At 64.9% G+C, this 15,412-nt stretch carries 12 protein-coding genes; 8 read left to right on the top strand and 4 right to left on the bottom strand.

Features of this window, described 5'->3' with window-relative positions; translation table 11 throughout:
* Positions 1 to 39: 39 nt before the first annotated feature.
* The 4 genes from H7U20_RS16125 to ompA form a co-directional block, all read right to left on the bottom strand.
* Positions 40 to 1,071, bottom strand: a complete 1,032-nt coding sequence (locus tag H7U20_RS16125) for a hypothetical protein (RefSeq protein WP_233410802.1) — start codon at positions 1,069 to 1,071, stop codon at positions 40 to 42.
* A 494-nt stretch (positions 1,072 to 1,565) separates the two neighbouring features.
* Positions 1,566 to 2,264, bottom strand: coding sequence for an HAD family hydrolase (locus tag H7U20_RS16120; protein ID WP_199760174.1), 699 nt, complete (start codon positions 2,262 to 2,264; stop codon positions 1,566 to 1,568).
* 66 nt (positions 2,265 to 2,330) lie between these two features.
* Positions 2,331 to 3,026, bottom strand: a complete 696-nt coding sequence (gene ubiG, locus H7U20_RS16115) for a bifunctional 2-polyprenyl-6-hydroxyphenol methylase/3-demethylubiquinol 3-O-methyltransferase UbiG (RefSeq protein ID WP_199760173.1) — start codon at positions 3,024 to 3,026, stop codon at positions 2,331 to 2,333.
* Between the two features lie 160 nt (positions 3,027 to 3,186).
* Positions 3,187 to 3,903, bottom strand: a complete 717-nt coding sequence (gene ompA, locus H7U20_RS16110; protein WP_199760172.1) for an outer membrane protein OmpA — start codon at positions 3,901 to 3,903, stop codon at positions 3,187 to 3,189.
* Between the two features lie 570 nt (positions 3,904 to 4,473).
* Here ompA and gyrA point away from each other — a divergent pair.
* The 8 genes from gyrA to rpsA all read left to right on the top strand — a co-directional run bounded on the left by gyrA (position 4,474) and on the right by rpsA (position 15,401).
* Positions 4,474 to 7,143, top strand: coding sequence for a DNA gyrase subunit A (gyrA, locus tag H7U20_RS16105; protein WP_199760171.1), 2,670 nt, complete (start codon positions 4,474 to 4,476; stop codon positions 7,141 to 7,143).
* A 143-nt stretch (positions 7,144 to 7,286) separates the two neighbouring features.
* The gene (locus H7U20_RS16100; protein ID WP_199760170.1) at positions 7,287 to 7,931 is read left to right on the top strand and encodes a DUF2059 domain-containing protein; all 645 of its coding nucleotides are present in this window, start codon (positions 7,287 to 7,289) and stop codon (positions 7,929 to 7,931) included.
* A gap of 26 nt (positions 7,932 to 7,957) precedes the next feature.
* Positions 7,958 to 9,046: a 3-phosphoserine/phosphohydroxythreonine transaminase gene (serC, locus tag H7U20_RS16095; protein ID WP_199760169.1), complete on the top strand. Its 1,089-nt coding sequence runs from the start codon at positions 7,958 to 7,960 to the stop codon at positions 9,044 to 9,046.
* Positions 9,047 to 9,137: 91 nt separating this feature from the next.
* Positions 9,138 to 10,211: a prephenate dehydratase gene (gene pheA, locus H7U20_RS16090; RefSeq protein WP_199760168.1), complete on the top strand. Its 1,074-nt coding sequence runs from the start codon at positions 9,138 to 9,140 to the stop codon at positions 10,209 to 10,211.
* Positions 10,212 to 10,365: 154 nt separating this feature from the next.
* Positions 10,366 to 11,280, top strand: a complete 915-nt coding sequence (locus tag H7U20_RS16085; RefSeq protein WP_199760167.1) for a prephenate dehydrogenase — start codon at positions 10,366 to 10,368, stop codon at positions 11,278 to 11,280.
* Positions 11,281 to 11,293: 13 nt separating this feature from the next.
* Positions 11,294 to 12,652: a 3-phosphoshikimate 1-carboxyvinyltransferase gene (gene aroA / locus H7U20_RS16080; protein WP_199760166.1), complete on the top strand. Its 1,359-nt coding sequence runs from the start codon at positions 11,294 to 11,296 to the stop codon at positions 12,650 to 12,652.
* Positions 12,653 to 12,821: 169 nt separating this feature from the next.
* Complete coding sequence (gene cmk, locus H7U20_RS16075; protein ID WP_199760165.1) at positions 12,822 to 13,493, top strand: (d)CMP kinase; 672 nt, start codon at positions 12,822 to 12,824, stop codon at positions 13,491 to 13,493.
* 228 nt (positions 13,494 to 13,721) lie between these two features.
* Entirely contained in the window at positions 13,722 to 15,401 is a 1,680-nt protein-coding gene (rpsA, locus tag H7U20_RS16070) for a 30S ribosomal protein S1 (RefSeq protein ID WP_199760384.1), read from the top strand.
* The last annotated feature ends 11 nt before the right edge of the window (positions 15,402 to 15,412 follow it).

Below are 15,412 nucleotides of genomic sequence, written 5' to 3'. Positions count from 1 at the left end.
CGGACCGGGCGGCGTCGGCTTGGACTTGGCGCGCGGCGCCTAGTGCTTGCCGGCCGGCGCGGCCTTGTCCGGCACGCGGGTGATCGCGATTTCACCGTCGACGATGCGGCAGTCGAGCACGTGGCTGCGCGACATGGCGGCATGCTCGGACATCAGGTCGTGGTAGTTGTCGGCGCCCTCCAGGCGCAGGTCGATGCGGAACTGCTGCAGATTGTTGGCGGCGCCGATCTCGCGCACCCGCTCGCGCCGCATCTGCAGTTCCGGCTCCAGGCGGCCGCGCATCTGCTCGCCCTCGAAGTAGCGGATCAGCGTGCATTCGACCAGGTCCATGCGGTCCTTCTGCAGCGCGTCGGCGGCCACCGCGTTCTGATTGGCGGACAGCTCGGCCGGGTCGCCCTGCTCGGACAGCACTTCGACGCTCATGCGCTGCACCAGCAGCAGCGTGTCCTGGTCCTCGCTGTACTTCTGGTGCACCCGCTGCACCGCCGTCAGGCGGGCCTTGGCCAGGCGGCCGGCCGGGTCGCGCGTCTGGCCGACGTAGCGCACCGTGCTCGGCGCGGTGAACTGGTTGGGATAGTCCTGCAGGATGTCGTGGATGGAACGGGCCTCGATCAAGCCGCCCCAATTGAAGGTGACGAAGCGCTCGTTGAGCGACACCGACGGCTTCTTCAGCGTCGCCGCCATCGGCACGCTCAGCTCGATGGTGAGCGTGTCGCGCTTCTGCTCGACGCCGACCAGCACCGGCAGCGTCAGCTTGAGCGAGAAGAAGCCCCACTGTACGCTGCGGCTGGGGTCGAGGCGAATGATCGGGCGGTTGACCACGCAATAGATCAGCCGCTTCTCCACCGCCGCCTCAAGGTCGAACTGCATGCGGCGCAGATAGCGTCCGACCGGGTCGCGGATGTCCGGCACGGCCGGGAAGCCGGCGATCAGGTCGTACCAATGGAATTTGGCGTCAGCCACGGTGACGTTCCAGGTCTGCGGCGCGCTGGTGCGCACCGGCATGTCCGGCATCAGCTCGCTGTAGGGCTCGGGGATGTCCGCGATTAGGTCGGGATAATCGCTTGTCATGGTCAATGCTCCAGGGTTTGGGGTTGGCATTTTTTACTACTTGTCTCAGTATAGTACGGACTCGGTGATATTTCCACTCGGCAATTACCTCTTGCCGTAGTGGCTTATCTGACGCCGCAATGCGAGTGGCCGGCGCAGGGCGGGGGCGCGGGCCACAATGGCGAAACTTGGCGTTATTCTAACGGTGCTGGGCGAATAAACAAGGGGGAAATGTTTTTTAACAACACCACTTGTTGCATGTTAATTCGGTCGGCGGCGCCGGCGGGCGCGGACGATGGCATGCGGAAAGATACGTGATTATACGTAGATGAGGGGGCGGGGCAACGGCAGAATTAGTGGCCGCGCTCGGCTTGTCGGGACGACCAGCCGGGTACGGCATGCGCAACGTGGGCGGCCGCTCAGGCGGCCAACCAGGCGGCCAACCAGGCGGCCGCTCAGGCGGCCAACCAGGCGGCCAACCAGGCGGCCGCTCAGGCGGCCAACCAGGCGGCCGCTCAGGCGGCCAATGCCGCGCCGCTGGCGGCCAGGCTCTGGCGCAGCAGGTCGAGCAGGCTCAGCGGGCTGGCCAGCAGATGGTCGGCGTTCCAGTCCAGCGGCTCGTGCGGGCCGCAGTAACCCCAGCCGCAGGCCACCGTGCGCATGCCGGCGGCGCTGCCGGCCTGGATGTCGCGCAGGTCGTCGCCGACATACCAGCATTGCTCGGGCGCCAGGCCGAGCCGGTTGGCCGCTTCCAGCAGCGGCGCCGGATGCGGCTTGGCGTGCGCCGTGGTGTCGCCCGAGACGACGCAGCCGGCGTGCTGCAGGCCGATCTGCGGCAGCAGCGGGTCGGTGAAACGGGCCGGCTTGTTGGTGACGATGCCCCAGGCCAGGCCGGCCTGCTCGATGCCGGCCAGCAGCTCGGCGACGCCGTCGAACAGGCTGCTGTGGACGGCGATGGCGGCCTGGTAGTTGTCGAAGAAGCCGTCGCGCAGGGCGACGAAGCCCTCGTCCTGCGGCTTCAGGCCGAAGGCCGCGCCGATCATGCCGCGCGCGCCGGCCGAGGCGGTCGGCCGCAGCAGCGCGTAGTCGGTCGGCGCCAGGCCGCGCGCGGTGCGCAGCAGGTTGACGGCGGCGGCCAGGTCGGGCGCGGTGTCGGCCAGGGTGCCGTCGAGGTCGAACAGGATGGCGCGGGGCGGGGTGGTCGGAAGGCTCATGGCGGCGGTGGCGGAAGGGGGCGAAATAGGAGGGGGGCGGCGTGCGCCGCCCTCGTGTTGGGCGGCTTACAGCGCTCGGCTGGTGGCGACCATGTAGTTGACGCTGGTGTCGTCGTTGAGCGAATACAGCTTGCTCAGCGGATTGTAGCCGAGGCCCTTCATGCCGTTCAGCTCCAGGCCGGCGCTGCGGATGAACTGCGACAGCTCGGCCGGGGTGATGAACTTCTCGTAGTCGTGGGTGCCCTTGGGCAGCATGCGCAGCAGGTACTCGGCGCCCAGCACGGCGAACAGGTAGGCCTTGAAGTTGCGGTTCAGCGTGGAGAAGAACACCTGGCCGCCCGGTTTGACCAGGCTGGCGGCGGCGCGCACGATGGCGGCCGGGTCGGGCACGTGTTCCAGCATTTCCATGCAGGTCACCACGTCGTACTGGCCGGCCTCCTGCGCCGCCATGTCCTCGGCGGCGATCAGCTTGTAGCGCACCTGCACGCCGGATTCCAGGCTGTGCAGGTCGGCCACCTTGAGGGCTTTTTCGGCCAGGTCGATGCCGGTCACGCGGGCGCCCTTGCGCGCCATCGATTCGCTCAGGATGCCGCCGCCGCAGCCAATGTCGATCACGTTCTTGCCCGCCAGCGGGGCGCGCGCGTTGATCCACTCGAGGCGCAGCGGATTGATTTCGTGCAGCGGACGAAACTCGGAAGTGGGGTCCCACCAGCGGTGGGCCAGCTCACTGAATTTTTGCAGTTCTAGGGGGTCGGCGTTCATGGGGTGAATAATAACGGCAAATCGTCCCGTTCCCAAGCGGGGCGGCTAAAAAAACCGCCGCGCCGCGCCGGCGGCGGGCCAAAAAAAACCCCGCACGAGGCGGGGTTGATGTGTCGGGCGCGGCGCTCCGGGGAGCGGACCGGCCTGGCCACTGCGTCAATTACTTGGCGCGGGTGCCGACGACTTCGATTTCAACGCGACGGTTTTTGGCGCGGCCTTCAGCGGACTTGTTGTCTGCCACTGGTTGTTTCTCGCCCTTGCCTTCGGTGTAAACGCGGTTGGTTTCGACGTTTTTCGACACGATGTAGGCCTTGACGGCTTCAGCGCGACGGATCGACAGTTTTTGGTTGTAAGCATCGGTGCCCACGGAGTCGGTGTGGCCGACAGCGATGATGACTTCCAGTTTGATGCTGCCCAGTTTCGAGGTCAGGTCGTCCAGCTTGGCTTTGCCTTCTGGCTTCAGTACGGCTTTGTCGAAGTCGAACAGGGCGTCGGCGGCGAAGCTGACTTTTTCCGAGGTCGGTGCGATCACGACTGGCGCGACGACAGGAGCTGGTGCCGGTGCCGGTGCCGGAGCGGCTGGCGCTGGTGCTGGAGCGACGCATTTGCCGTTTTCCAGTTTTTCGCCTTCGTTGCACAGTGGCAGATCGCAACCTGGAACGGCATCGGCCGGGGTCCAGTAGCCGGTGCGCCAGCACAGGCCGAACGGGTCACGGGCGATGACGCCACGGGCGTCCTGCACGTAAGCGCTTTTCGGGGTGGCGGCCTTGATGTCCTGGGTCACAGGAGCGAACGGCGGGGTGGTCGGTTGAGTTTGAGCGATTGCCGAACCTGCAAATGCGGCCGACACAGCCAAAATCGAAATAAGTTTCTTCATATTTTTCTTCCTTTCGGGGGGTGATATCCGCAGAAAAACTGCGCGACGTAGTGATGCATGGGGCGAATTCTACCATCACGCAGCAAATCGCGACGGTCTCCCGATTGCGAAACAAGCAATTGACTTCCAGTCCATTTTGCCACACGCGATCTTGCCGCACGTTCGGGGGTAAATCAAACCCGCTGCGATTCCGACCAAAATGTTGTTTTGTTGCAACGCGAAGGAGGATCATAAGCGAAAATTGTGTCATCGCGATTACATCCGTGCCTTATGCACAAGAGTCGGACGGGAGCGCGGCGGGGTGGCGGCAGGGCATGGAGGCGGTCGGCGCCGCCGCGCGGCGCGCCGCGCCGCGCCGGCGCTGGCTCCGTTCCCGCCGGCAACGGCCGGGGCGCGGCGGCGCAAGGCGGAAATGCGCTAGTTGCCGGGCGCGCATGCTAAAATCGCAGGCTTGACTGTCCAGCACGCGGCCCCCGGGGCGCGCCGGCGGGACGGCTCAGGCATGCTTCAGTGCGGCATTCATTGCTTAAAAGATAAGTTAACCACAGTCAAAGATCAGTCGACCCGCCAATGGATCAATTCGCAAAAGAAACAATCCCTATTTCCCTCGAAGAAGAGATGCGCAAGAGCTACCTCGATTACGCCATGAGCGTGATCGTCGGCCGCGCCTTGCCGGACGTGCGCGACGGCCTCAAGCCGGTGCACCGCCGGGTCCTGTTCGCGATGCACGAAATGAACAACGTGTGGAACCGTCCCTATGTCAAGTGCGCCCGCGTGGTCGGCGAGACCATGGGTAAGTATCACCCGCACGGCGATGCTTCGATCTACGACACGCTGGTGCGGATGGCGCAGGACTTTTCGCTGCGCTACATGCTGGTCGACGGCCAGGGCAACTTCGGCTCGGTCGACGGCGACAGCGCCGCCGCGATGCGTTACACCGAGTGCCGTCTGGACAAGATCGCCAGCGAGATCCTGGCCGACATCGACAAGGACACCGTCGACTTCCAGCCCAACTATGACGGCAAGGAAAAAGAGCCGACCGTCCTGCCGACCAAGATCCCCAACCTGCTGATCAACGGCTCGTCGGGCATCGCCGTGGGCATGGCGACCAACATCCCGCCGCACAATCTGACCGAGGTCATCGACGGCGCGCTGCACGTGCTGCGCAATCCGGATTGCACCATCGACGAGCTGATCGAGATCATCCCGGCGCCGGACTTCCCGACCGCCGGCATCATCTACGGCGTTTCCGGCGTGCGCGACGGCTACCGCACCGGCCGTGGCCGCGTGGTGATGCGCGCCAAGACCCACTTCGAGGAATACGGCAAGGACGGCGGCCGCACCGCCATCATCGTCGACGAGCTGCCTTACCAGGTCAACAAGAAGTCCCTGCTCGAGCGTATCGCCGAGAACGTGCGCGACAAGAAGCTCGAAGGCATTTCCGACATCCGCGACGAGTCCGACAAGTCGGGCATGCGCGTGGTGATCGAACTGAAACGCGGCGAAGTGCCGGAAGTGGTGCTCAACAATCTGTACAAGCAGACCCAGTTGCAGGACACCTTCGGCATGAACATGGTGGCGCTGGTCGACGGCCAGCCGCGCCTGCTGAACCTGAAACAGATGCTGCAATGCTTCCTGGCGCACCGCCGCGAAGTGGTCACGCGGCGCACCGTGTTCGAGCTGCGCAAGGCGCGCGAGCGCGGCCACGTGCTCGAAGGCCTGGCCGTGGCGCTGGCCAACATCGACGACTTCATCGCCATCATCAAGGCGGCGCCGACGCCGCCGCTGGCCAAGTCCGAACTGATGGCGCGTCCTTGGGATTCGTCGCTGGTGCGTGAAATGCTGGCCCGCACCGGCGAAGGCAGCACCGTCGGCGGCGTGGAAGCCTTCCGCCCCGAGCACCTGCCGAAGCACTACGGCATGCAGGCCGACGGCCTGTACAAGCTGTCCGACGACCAGGCGCAGGAGATTCTGCAGATGCGTCTGCAACGCCTGACCGGTCTGGAACAGGACAAGATCGTCAACGAGTACAAGGACGTGATGGCGGAAATCGCCGACCTGCTGGACATTCTGGCCAAGCCGGAGCGCGTCACCGTCATCATCACCGACGAGATGACCCTGGCCAAGAACGAATACGGCGCCGGCAACAAGGACGTGCGCCGTTCGAGCATCGAGCACAACGCCACCGACCTGGGCACCGAGGATCTGATCACGCCGCAGGACATGGTGGTCACCCTGTCGCACACCGGCTACATGAAGTCGCAGCCGATCTCCGAGTACCGCGCGCAGAAGCGCGGCGGCCGCGGCAAGCAGGCCATGGCGACCAAGGAAGAGGATTGGATCGATCAGCTGTTCATCGCCAACACCCACGACTACATCCTGTGCTTCTCCAACCGTGGCCGGATGTACTGGCTGAAGGTGTGGGAAGTGCCGCAGGGCTCGCGCAATTCGCGCGGCAAGCCTATCGTCAACATGTTCCCGCTGGCCGACAACGAGAAGATCACCGTGGTGTTGCCGCTGTCCGGCGCCAACCGCACCTTCCCGGAAGACCATTACGTGTTCATGTCGACCAGCCTGGGCACCGTCAAGAAGACGCCGCTGAAGGACTTCAGCAATCCACGCAAGGCCGGCATCATCGCGGTCGACCTGGACGACGGCGACTTCCTGATCGGCGCCGCGCTGACCGACGGCCAGCACGACGTGATGCTGTTCTCCGACTCCGGCAAGGCGGTGCGCTTCGACGAGAACGACGTCCGTCCGATGGGCCGCAACGCCCGTGGCGTGCGCGGCATGAACCTGGAGGAAGGTCAGCACGTGATCGCCCTGCTGGTGGCCGAGAACGAGGAGCAGTCGGTATTGACGGCCACCGAGAACGGCTACGGCAAGCGCACACCGATCACCGAGTACACCCGCCACGGCCGCGGCACCAAGGGCATGATCGCGATCCAGACCAGTGAGCGCAACGGTAGAGTCGTCGCCGCCACGCTGGTCGAGACCACCGACGAGATCATGCTGATCACCACCGGCGGCGTGCTGATCCGCACCCGCGTTTCGGAGATTCGCGAGATGGGCCGCGCGACACAGGGCGTGACCCTGATCGCGGTCGAGGACGGCACCAAGCTGTCCGGCCTGCAGCGCATCGTCGAGACCGATATCGACGAGGTCGAGCTGGAGCCGGGTCCGGACGCCAAGGGCGAGGACGCCGCGCCGGATGCCGTGTCGGACGCCGCGCCGGAATAAGCGCAACACAGCATGCCCCGGCGCCCAGCGCGGCCGGGGCGGACGGGGTCAGGGTTTTTTTCGCGGAATGATGCGACAATAAACACTGGCCCCGTTTTTCTTTCAGCAACCTCTTCGCAACGCGGAGTATTCCGCCAGTCAACATGAAAAAATTCGTCGCAGCAAGTATTTCCAGCGTCGCCGCCTTGTTCTTGCTGGCCGGCGCGCCGGCCCGGGCGCAGAACACCCCGGCCGCCATGCCAGTTGCCGCCGCCGCGCCGGCCAAGCCCATCGAGCCGGCCGCCGCCGCCGCCGTCAAGGAGCTGTTCGTGGCGATGAACTACCGCGCCCTGATGAGCGCCGGCATGCAGCAGATGACCCACAACCTGCCGACCATGATGCGCAACTCGATGGAGGCCGGCATCAACGCCAATCCCCAGCTCGGGCCGCAGGACAAGCAGGTCGCCATCGTCAAGGCCGAGGCGCGCCTGCCCGCCGTGGTCAAGGCGCTGCAGGAATTCCTCAGCGATCCCAAGCTGGTCGACGAGATGATGGAGGAGATCGCGCCGCTGTACGCCGCCAACTTCAACGTCGCCGAGATCGAGCAGCTGTCGGTGTTCTACCGCAGCGCGCTGGGCGCCAAGATGCTGGCGCTGTCGCCCAAGCTGATGGCCGAAGGCATGCAGATCGGCCAGCGCGTCGTCGCCCGCCGCATGGCGCCGCTGATGAAGCAGCTGCAGGCGGCCGACCAGGCCGACAAGGCCGAAGCGGCCGGCAAAGCCGAAGCGGCCGACAAGGTCGAGAAATAAGCGCAACCCAACCATAAGGATAGCCCGTGACGCACATCTATAACTTCTCCGCCGGCCCCGCCGTCTTGCCGAAAGAAGTCTTGGCGCAAGCCGCCGCCGACATGCTCGACTGGCACGGCAGCGGCATGTCCGTCATGGAAATGAGCCATCGCGGCCCGGAGTTCATCTCGATCTACCAGGCCGCCGAGCGCGACCTGCGCGAGCTGCTCGCCGTGCCGGCCAACTACAAGATCCTCTTCATGCAGGGCGGCGGACTGGCGCAGAACGCCATCGTGCCGCTCAACCTGGTCGGCCACAGGGCGCAGCCGGCCAGCATCGACTTCGTCCACACCGGCTCCTGGTCGGGCAAGTCGATCAAGGAGGCGGCCCGCTACGCCAAGGTCAACGTCGCCGCCAGCGGCCAGGCCGGCGCCTTCACCGGCGTGCCGCCGCAGTCCGAGTGGAAGCTGACGCCGGACGCCGCCTATCTGCACATCTGCACCAACGAGACCATCGACGGCGTCGAGTACGACTTCGTGCCGGAACTGCCGGCCGGCGCCACCATCGTCGCCGACATGAGCTCGCATATTTTGTCGCGCCCGGTCGACGTGTCGCGCTACGGGGTGATCTTCGGCGGCGCGCAAAAGAACATCGGCCCGGCCGGCCTGACCCTGGTCATCGTGCGCGAAGACCTGCTCGGCAAGGCGTTGCCGATCTGCCCGTCGGCCTTCGATTGGAAGATCGTCGCCGACAACGAGTCGATGTACAACACGCCGCCGACCTACGCGATCTACATCGCCGGCCTGGTGTTCCAGTGGCTCAAACAGCAGGGCGGCGTGGCCGCGATGGAGCGCCGCAACATCGCCAAGGCCGAGCTGCTGTACGCCGCCCTGGACGCCGACGACTTTTACCAGAACCGCGTCGCCAAAGAATACCGCTCGCGCATGAACGTGCCATTCTACCTGCGCGACGAAAGCAAGAACGAAGCATTCCTGGCCGGCGCCAAACAGCGCGGCCTGCTGCAACTGAAGGGCCACAAGTCCGTCGGCGGTATGCGCGCATCGATCTACAACGCGATGCCAATCGAGGGCGTACAAGCCCTGGTCGATTATTTGAACGAGTTTGCCGGCCGCTGATACCCCTCCAGCGCCGCACGCACCATCAAAGGCCGGGGCGGCCGGGCAGCCGCTCGCGCTCCGGCACAACGACACTGACACTACGCACACCATGACTGATAAATTGAAACCCTTGCGCGAGCAGATCGATTCGATCGACGCGCAAATCCTCGACCTGCTGAACCGCCGCGCCAAGGTGGCGCAGGAAGTCGGCCACGTCAAGGCCGAGACCAAGGCACCGGTGTTCCGCCCCGAGCGCGAAGCCCAGGTGCTGCGCGGCGTGGCCGATCGCAACCCCGGCCCGATGGGCAACCACGAGGTGCAGACCATCTTCCGCGAGATCATGTCGGCCTGCCGTTCGCTGGAAAAGCGCGTCACCGTGGCCTTCCTCGGCCCGGCCGGCACCTTCAGCGAGCAGGCCGTCTACCAGCAGTTCGGCAGCGCCGTCGAAGGCCTGCCCTGCGCCTCGATCGACGAGGTGTTCCGCGCCACCGAGGCCGGCACCGCCGACTTCGGCGTGGTCCCGGTGGAGAACTCCTCCGAAGGCGCGATCAACCGCACGCTCGACCTGATGCTGCAAACCTCGCTGCTGATCAGTGGCGAGGTGGCGATCGCCGTGCACCACAGCCTGATGACCAAGACCGGCGGCATGGACGGCGTCAAGGTGATCTGCGCCCACTCGCAGGCGCTGGCGCAGTGCCAGGTGTGGCTGAACCTGAACCACCCGAACATCGAGCGGCGCGCGGTCGCCTCCAACGCCGAGGCGGCGCGCATGGCCAGCGCCGACGCCAGCATCGCGGCGATCGCCAGCGAGATGGCGGGCGAGCAGTACCAACTGGGCGTGGTCAAGGCGCACATCCAGGACGACCCGCACAACCGCACCCGCTTCGCCATCGTCGGCCATCTGCAGACCAACCCGTCGGGTCAGGATCAGACCTCGCTGGTGCTGGCGGTGCCGAACAAGGCCGGCGCCGTTTATCAGTTGCTGGCGCCGCTGGCCAAGCACGGCGTGTCGATGACCCGCTTCGAGTCCCGCCCGGCGCGCATCGGCACCTGGGAGTACTACTTCTATGTCGACGTCGAGGGCCATGTCCACGACGCCGCCGTGGCGCGTGCCTTGGCCGAGTTGCAGGAAAACGCCGCCTTCTTCAAAGTGCTGGGTTCCTACCCGCTGAGTCTGACCTGAGCCCATCTAAAACCCCGTCGTTCCCGCGCAGGCGGGAACCCATGGCGCGCCGGACTGCATGCGAAGTATGGATTCCCGCCTGCGCGGGAATGACGGATTCGGGAAGCTCGAAGCTCCCTGAAGTACGACCACCTCGAACGGGATTGAAAATATCGTGTTGAACAAGATCGTCATTTGCGGCGTCGGCCTGATCGGCGGCTCCTTCGCGCTGGCGCTGCGCAAGGCCGGCGCCGTCGCCAGCGTGGTCGGCGTCGGCCGTTCGACGGCCGCGCTGGAACGGGCGCGCGCGCTGGGCATCATCGATGTCGCCAGCGGCAACGCGCCGACCGACCTGGCCGCCGCGCTGGCCGGCGCCGAGCTGGTGCTGCTGGCCGCGCCGGTGGCGCAGACCGAGTCCATTTTGGCCGCGCTGCGGCCGCACCTCCGGCCCGGCACGGTGGTGACCGACGCCGGCAGCACCAAGGGCGACGTGGTGGCGGCGGCGCGCCGCGCGCTGGGCGACAAGGTCGGCCAGTTCGTGCCCGGCCACCCCATCGCCGGGCGCGAGTCGAATGGACCGGACGCCGCCATCGACCACCTCTATCTGGGCAAGAAGACGGTGTTGACGCCGCTGGCGGAAAACCGCGCGCAAGACATCGAACGCGTCGCCGCCGCCTGGCGTGCCTGCGGCGCCGTCATCCACCAGTTGACGCCGCAGGAGCACGACAAGGTGTTCGCGGCGGTCAGCCACCTGCCGCACCTGCTGGCCTACGCCCTGGTCGACGACATCGCCAAGAAGCCGCACGCCGACCTGCTGTTCCAGTACGCCGCCAGCGGCTTCCGCGACTTCACCCGCATCGCCGGCTCCTCGCCGGAGATGTGGCGCGACATCAGCCTGGCCAACCAGGCCGCCTTGTTGGCCGAGCTGGACGCCTACATGGCACAATTGAGCGGCCTGCGCGCCAGCCTGGCCGCCGGCGACGGCGCCGCGCTGGCCGCCGTTTATAGCAATGCCCAGCACGCCCGCCAGCAGTGGATCGAGGCGATCGAGGCGGCCGAAGCGCCGCAGTCCAACGACCAAGCAGAATAAAGGAAGATACGGCATGACGCAGCACACTCCGAAGCACTACCCGCATCACCTCGATCTCCCTCCCGTGACGCACGTGCAGGGCACGGTGCGCCTGCCCGGCTCGAAGAGCATCTCCAACCGCATCCTGCTGCTGGCCGCGCTGGCCAAGGGCAAGACCAAGATCGTCGACCTGCTGGCCTCCGACGACACGCTGGTGATGCTGGGCGCGCTGCGCTCGCTCGGCGTGCAGTGGGAGCAGGAGGAGCAGCAGGACCCGCACACGCTGCACCAGGTGCACCATGTCAGCGGCTGCGGCGGCGAGTTCCCCAACAAGAAGGCCGACCTGTTCATGGGTAACGCCGGCACCGCGATCCGTCCGCTGACGGCGGCGCTGGCGGTGATCGGCGGCGACTACACGCTGCACGGCGTGGCGCGCATGCACGAGCGGCCGATCGGCGACCTGGTCGACGCCCTCAACGAGGTCGGCGCCAACATCGGCTACACCGGCCAGCCGGGCTTTCCGCCGCTGCACATCCGCAGCGGCCAATTCAAGGCCGAGCGCCTGTCGGTGCGCGGCAACGTGTCGAGCCAGTTCCTCACCGCGCTGCTGATGGTGGCGCCGCTGATGGCGCGCGAGCACGCCGTTTCGATCGACGTGGTCGGCGAACTGATCTCCAAGCCCTACATCGAAATCACGCTGAACCTGATGCGCCGCTTCGGCGTGCGGGTCGAGCAGGACGGCTGGCAGTCGTTCACCGTGCCGGCCGGCCAGCAGTACCAGAGTCCGGGCACCATCCACGTCGAGGGCGACGCCTCGTCGGCATCCTACTTCCTGGCGGCCGGCGCCATCGCCGGCGGTCCGGTGCGGGTCGAGGGCGTGGGGCGCGACAGCATCCAGGGCGATGTGCGCTTCGTCGCCGCGCTGGAGCTGATGGGCGCCAGCATCACCATGGGCGACAACTGGATCGAGGCCAGCTCGAACGGCAAGCTGAAAGCCATCGACGCCGATTTCAACCACATCCCCGACGCCGCCATGACCATCGCCATCGCCGCGTTGTACGCCGACGGCACCAGCACCCTGCGCAACATCGCCAGCTGGCGCGTCAAGGAGACCGACCGCATCGCCGCCATGGCCACCGAGCTGCGCAAGCTGGGCGCCGAGGTGGAGGAGGGCGCCGACTACCTGCGCGTGACGCCGCCGGCGCTGATCGCCGCCGCCACCATCGACACCTACGACGACCACCGCATGGCGATGTGCTTCTCGCTGGCCTCGCTGGACGGCGCGGCGCGGCGCGGCAACACCATGCGCATCAACGATCCGAAATGCGTCGCCAAGACTTTCCCGGACTATTTCGCCGCCTTCGCCGCGATCGCCCACGACCGGCTGATCTAAGCCAGACCCGGCGGCAAAGGGCGGACCCGGGGGCAAAGGCTTGACCCAGCGGCAGATGCCGGGGACGGACCCGGCGGGTCCGTCCCCAGGTTCACGCCCTTGGGTTTGCCCGCCGGACCGCCGGCCGCGCCGCCGTGCTATTGTCTTCCATTAACACTGAAATTTTGATATGTCGACCCACTCTATCCCAGTCATCGCCATCGACGGCCCCACCGCATCCGGCAAGGGCACCGTCGCGCACCGCGTCGCCGATAAGCTCGGCTTCCATTACCTGGACTCCGGCGCGCTGTACCGCCTGACCGCGCTGTCGGCGCTGCGCCGCGGCACCGACCTGGCCGACGAGCACGCGCTGGCCAAGTTGGCCGAGCACCTGCCGTGCAGCTTCACCGGCGGCGACGTCATCCTGTCGCACGAGAACGTCAGCGAAGCCATCCGCGCCGAGCTGGTCGGCAACACCGCCTCGAAGATCGCCGTCCTGCCGGCCGTGCGCCACGCCCTGATCGGCCTGCAACTGGGTTTTCGCAAGGCGCCCGGCCTGGTCGCCGACGGCCGCGACATGGGCACGGTGATCTTTCCGCACGCCCCGTTGAAGGTGTTTTTGACGGCCAGCGTTGCGGCGCGCGCCGAACGTCGATATAAGCAATTGATTGACAAGGGGATTCCTGCTAATATGGAAGACCTTCTGATGGATTTGCAGGCGCGCGACGATCGCGATACGCACCGGGCGATAGCCCCGCTGGTTCCGGCAGAAGGCGCCCATGTGCTCGATACCTCGCATATGAGCGCCGACGAAGCCGTCGACGAGGTGCTCAAATGGTATGCGGCGGCGATGAAATCGTAGGCTGCGCGGCAAAGAATTCAGCAGTGAATGCGGTAAAAAACAGCAGTAAAAACGCAGTAAATCAGCAAAAAAGCAGTAAAAATGGTACGTATCAGTACCATTTGCGGTGCCCAAGACGGGCCTGTGCTCGTCACGGGTGTGTCAAAACCCTAACCCAGTTTAAGTCGCGTTGTGCGAACTCTGCTGGCTAACCATGTGTGAACCCCTATGTCTACAGCTACCACCGGTATGGAAAGTTTTGCAGCGCTCTTCGAAGAGTCGTTGTCCCGTCAAGATATGCGCTCCGGCGAAGTTATCTCCGCTGAAGTCGTGCGTCTCGATCACAACTTCGTGATCGTTAACGCTGGTCTGAAATCGGAAGCTTTCATCCCTGTTGAAGAATTCAAGAATGACCACGGCGAACTGGAAGTCAAAGTTGGCGATTTCGTTTCCGTGGCCATCGAATCGCTCGAAAACGGTTTCGGCGATACCATCCTGTCGCGCGACAAAGCCAAGCGTCTGGCTTCGTGGCTGGCACTGGAAAAAGCCATGGAATCGGGCGAGATCGTCGTCGGTACCGTCAATGGCAAAGTCAAGGGCGGCCTGACCGTTCTGACCAACGGCATCCGCGCCTTCCTGCCGGGTTCGCTGGTCGACACCCGTCCAGTCAAGGACACCACCCCGTTCGAAGGCAAGACCCTCGAATTCAAGGTCATCAAACTGGACCGCAAGCGTAACAACGTGGTTCTGTCGCGTCGCGCCGTCATCGAAGCTTCGATGGGCGAAGAGCGTCAGAAACTGATGGAAACGCTGAAAGAAGGCACGGTCGTGACCGGCGTCGTCAAAAACATCACCGACTACGGCGCCTTCGTCGACCTGGGCGGCATCGATGGCCTGCTGCACATCACCGATCTGGCATGGCGTCGTGTGCGTCACCCGTCGGAAGTGCTGACCGTCGGCCAAGAAATCACCGCCAAAGTCCTGAAATACGATCAAGAGAAAAACCGTGTTTCGCTGGGCGTGAAACAACTGGGCGACGATCCTTGGACCGGTCTGTCCCGTCGTTACCCACAAAGCACCCGTCTGTTCGGCAAAGTCACCAACCTGACCGACTACGGCGCCTTCGTTGAAGTCGAGCAGGGTATCGAAGGTCTGGTCCACGTTTCCGAAATGGATTGGACCAACAAAAACGTCGCTCCGAACAAAGTTGTCCAACTGGGCGACGAAGTAGAAGTGATGGTTCTGGAGATCGACGAAGAGCGTCGCCGTATCTCGCTGGGCATGAAACAGTGCAAAGCGAACCCATGGGACGACTTCGGCGTCACCCACAAGAAGGGCGATAAAGTCCGCGGCGCGATCAAATCGATCACCGACTTCGGCGTCTTCATCGGCCTGGCCGGCAACATCGACGGCCTGGTTCACCTGTCCGACCTGTCGTGGACCGAAACCGGCGAAGAAGCCGTGCGTCGCTTCAAGAAAGGTGACGAACTGGAAGCCATCGTTCTGGCCATCGACGTCGAGCGTGAGCGCGTTTCCCTGGGCGTTAAACAGCTCGAAGGCGACCCGTTCAACAACTTCGCAGCGATGAACGACAAAGGCGCCCTGGTCACGGGTATCGTCAAGTCGGTCGAGCCAAAAGGCGCGGTCATCCAACTGTCCGAAGAAGTCGAAGGCTACCTGCGCGCTTCCGAAATCTCCCGCGACCGCGTGGAAGATGCCGGCACGCACCTGAAAGTCGGCGACTCCGTCGAAGCCCTGGTCATCAACATCGACCGCAAAGCTCGCAGCATCCAGCTGTCGATCAAAGCGAAAGACAACGTCGAGACCCAGGAAGCGATGCAGAAAATGGCCGCCACCGACAACAACGCAGCTTCGGGCACCACCAGCCTGGGCGCGCTGTTGAAAGCCAAGTTCGACAACAAGAACTAATATCGGTACTG

The organism is Rugamonas violacea, from assembly GCF_016461825.1.
In the GTDB taxonomy this organism is placed as follows: domain Bacteria; phylum Pseudomonadota; class Gammaproteobacteria; order Burkholderiales; family Burkholderiaceae_D; genus Rugamonas.
This window is presented reverse-complemented; position numbering and strand designations above follow the sequence as displayed.

Excerpts from the sequence above, each read along its gene's own strand:
- cmk (WP_199760165.1), top strand. The coding sequence starts at position 12,822 with ATGTCGACCCACTCTATCCCAGTCATCGCCATCGACGGCCCCACCGCA.
- aroA (WP_199760166.1), top strand. The coding sequence starts at position 11,294 with ATGACGCAGCACACTCCGAAGCACTACCCGCATCACCTCGATCTCCCT.
- ompA (WP_199760172.1), bottom strand. The coding sequence starts at position 3,903 with ATGAAGAAACTTATTTCGATTTTGGCTGTGTCGGCCGCATTTGCAGGT.
- gyrA (WP_199760171.1), top strand. The coding sequence starts at position 4,474 with ATGGATCAATTCGCAAAAGAAACAATCCCTATTTCCCTCGAAGAAGAG.
- H7U20_RS16100 (WP_199760170.1), top strand. The coding sequence starts at position 7,287 with ATGAAAAAATTCGTCGCAGCAAGTATTTCCAGCGTCGCCGCCTTGTTC.
- pheA (WP_199760168.1), top strand. The coding sequence starts at position 9,138 with ATGACTGATAAATTGAAACCCTTGCGCGAGCAGATCGATTCGATCGAC.
- H7U20_RS16125 (WP_233410802.1), bottom strand. The coding sequence starts at position 1,071 with ATGACAAGCGATTATCCCGACCTAATCGCGGACATCCCCGAGCCCTAC.
- ubiG (WP_199760173.1), bottom strand. The coding sequence starts at position 3,026 with ATGAACGCCGACCCCCTAGAACTGCAAAAATTCAGTGAGCTGGCCCAC.
- rpsA (WP_199760384.1), top strand. The coding sequence starts at position 13,722 with ATGGAAAGTTTTGCAGCGCTCTTCGAAGAGTCGTTGTCCCGTCAAGAT.
- H7U20_RS16120 (WP_199760174.1), bottom strand. The coding sequence starts at position 2,264 with ATGAGCCTTCCGACCACCCCGCCCCGCGCCATCCTGTTCGACCTCGAC.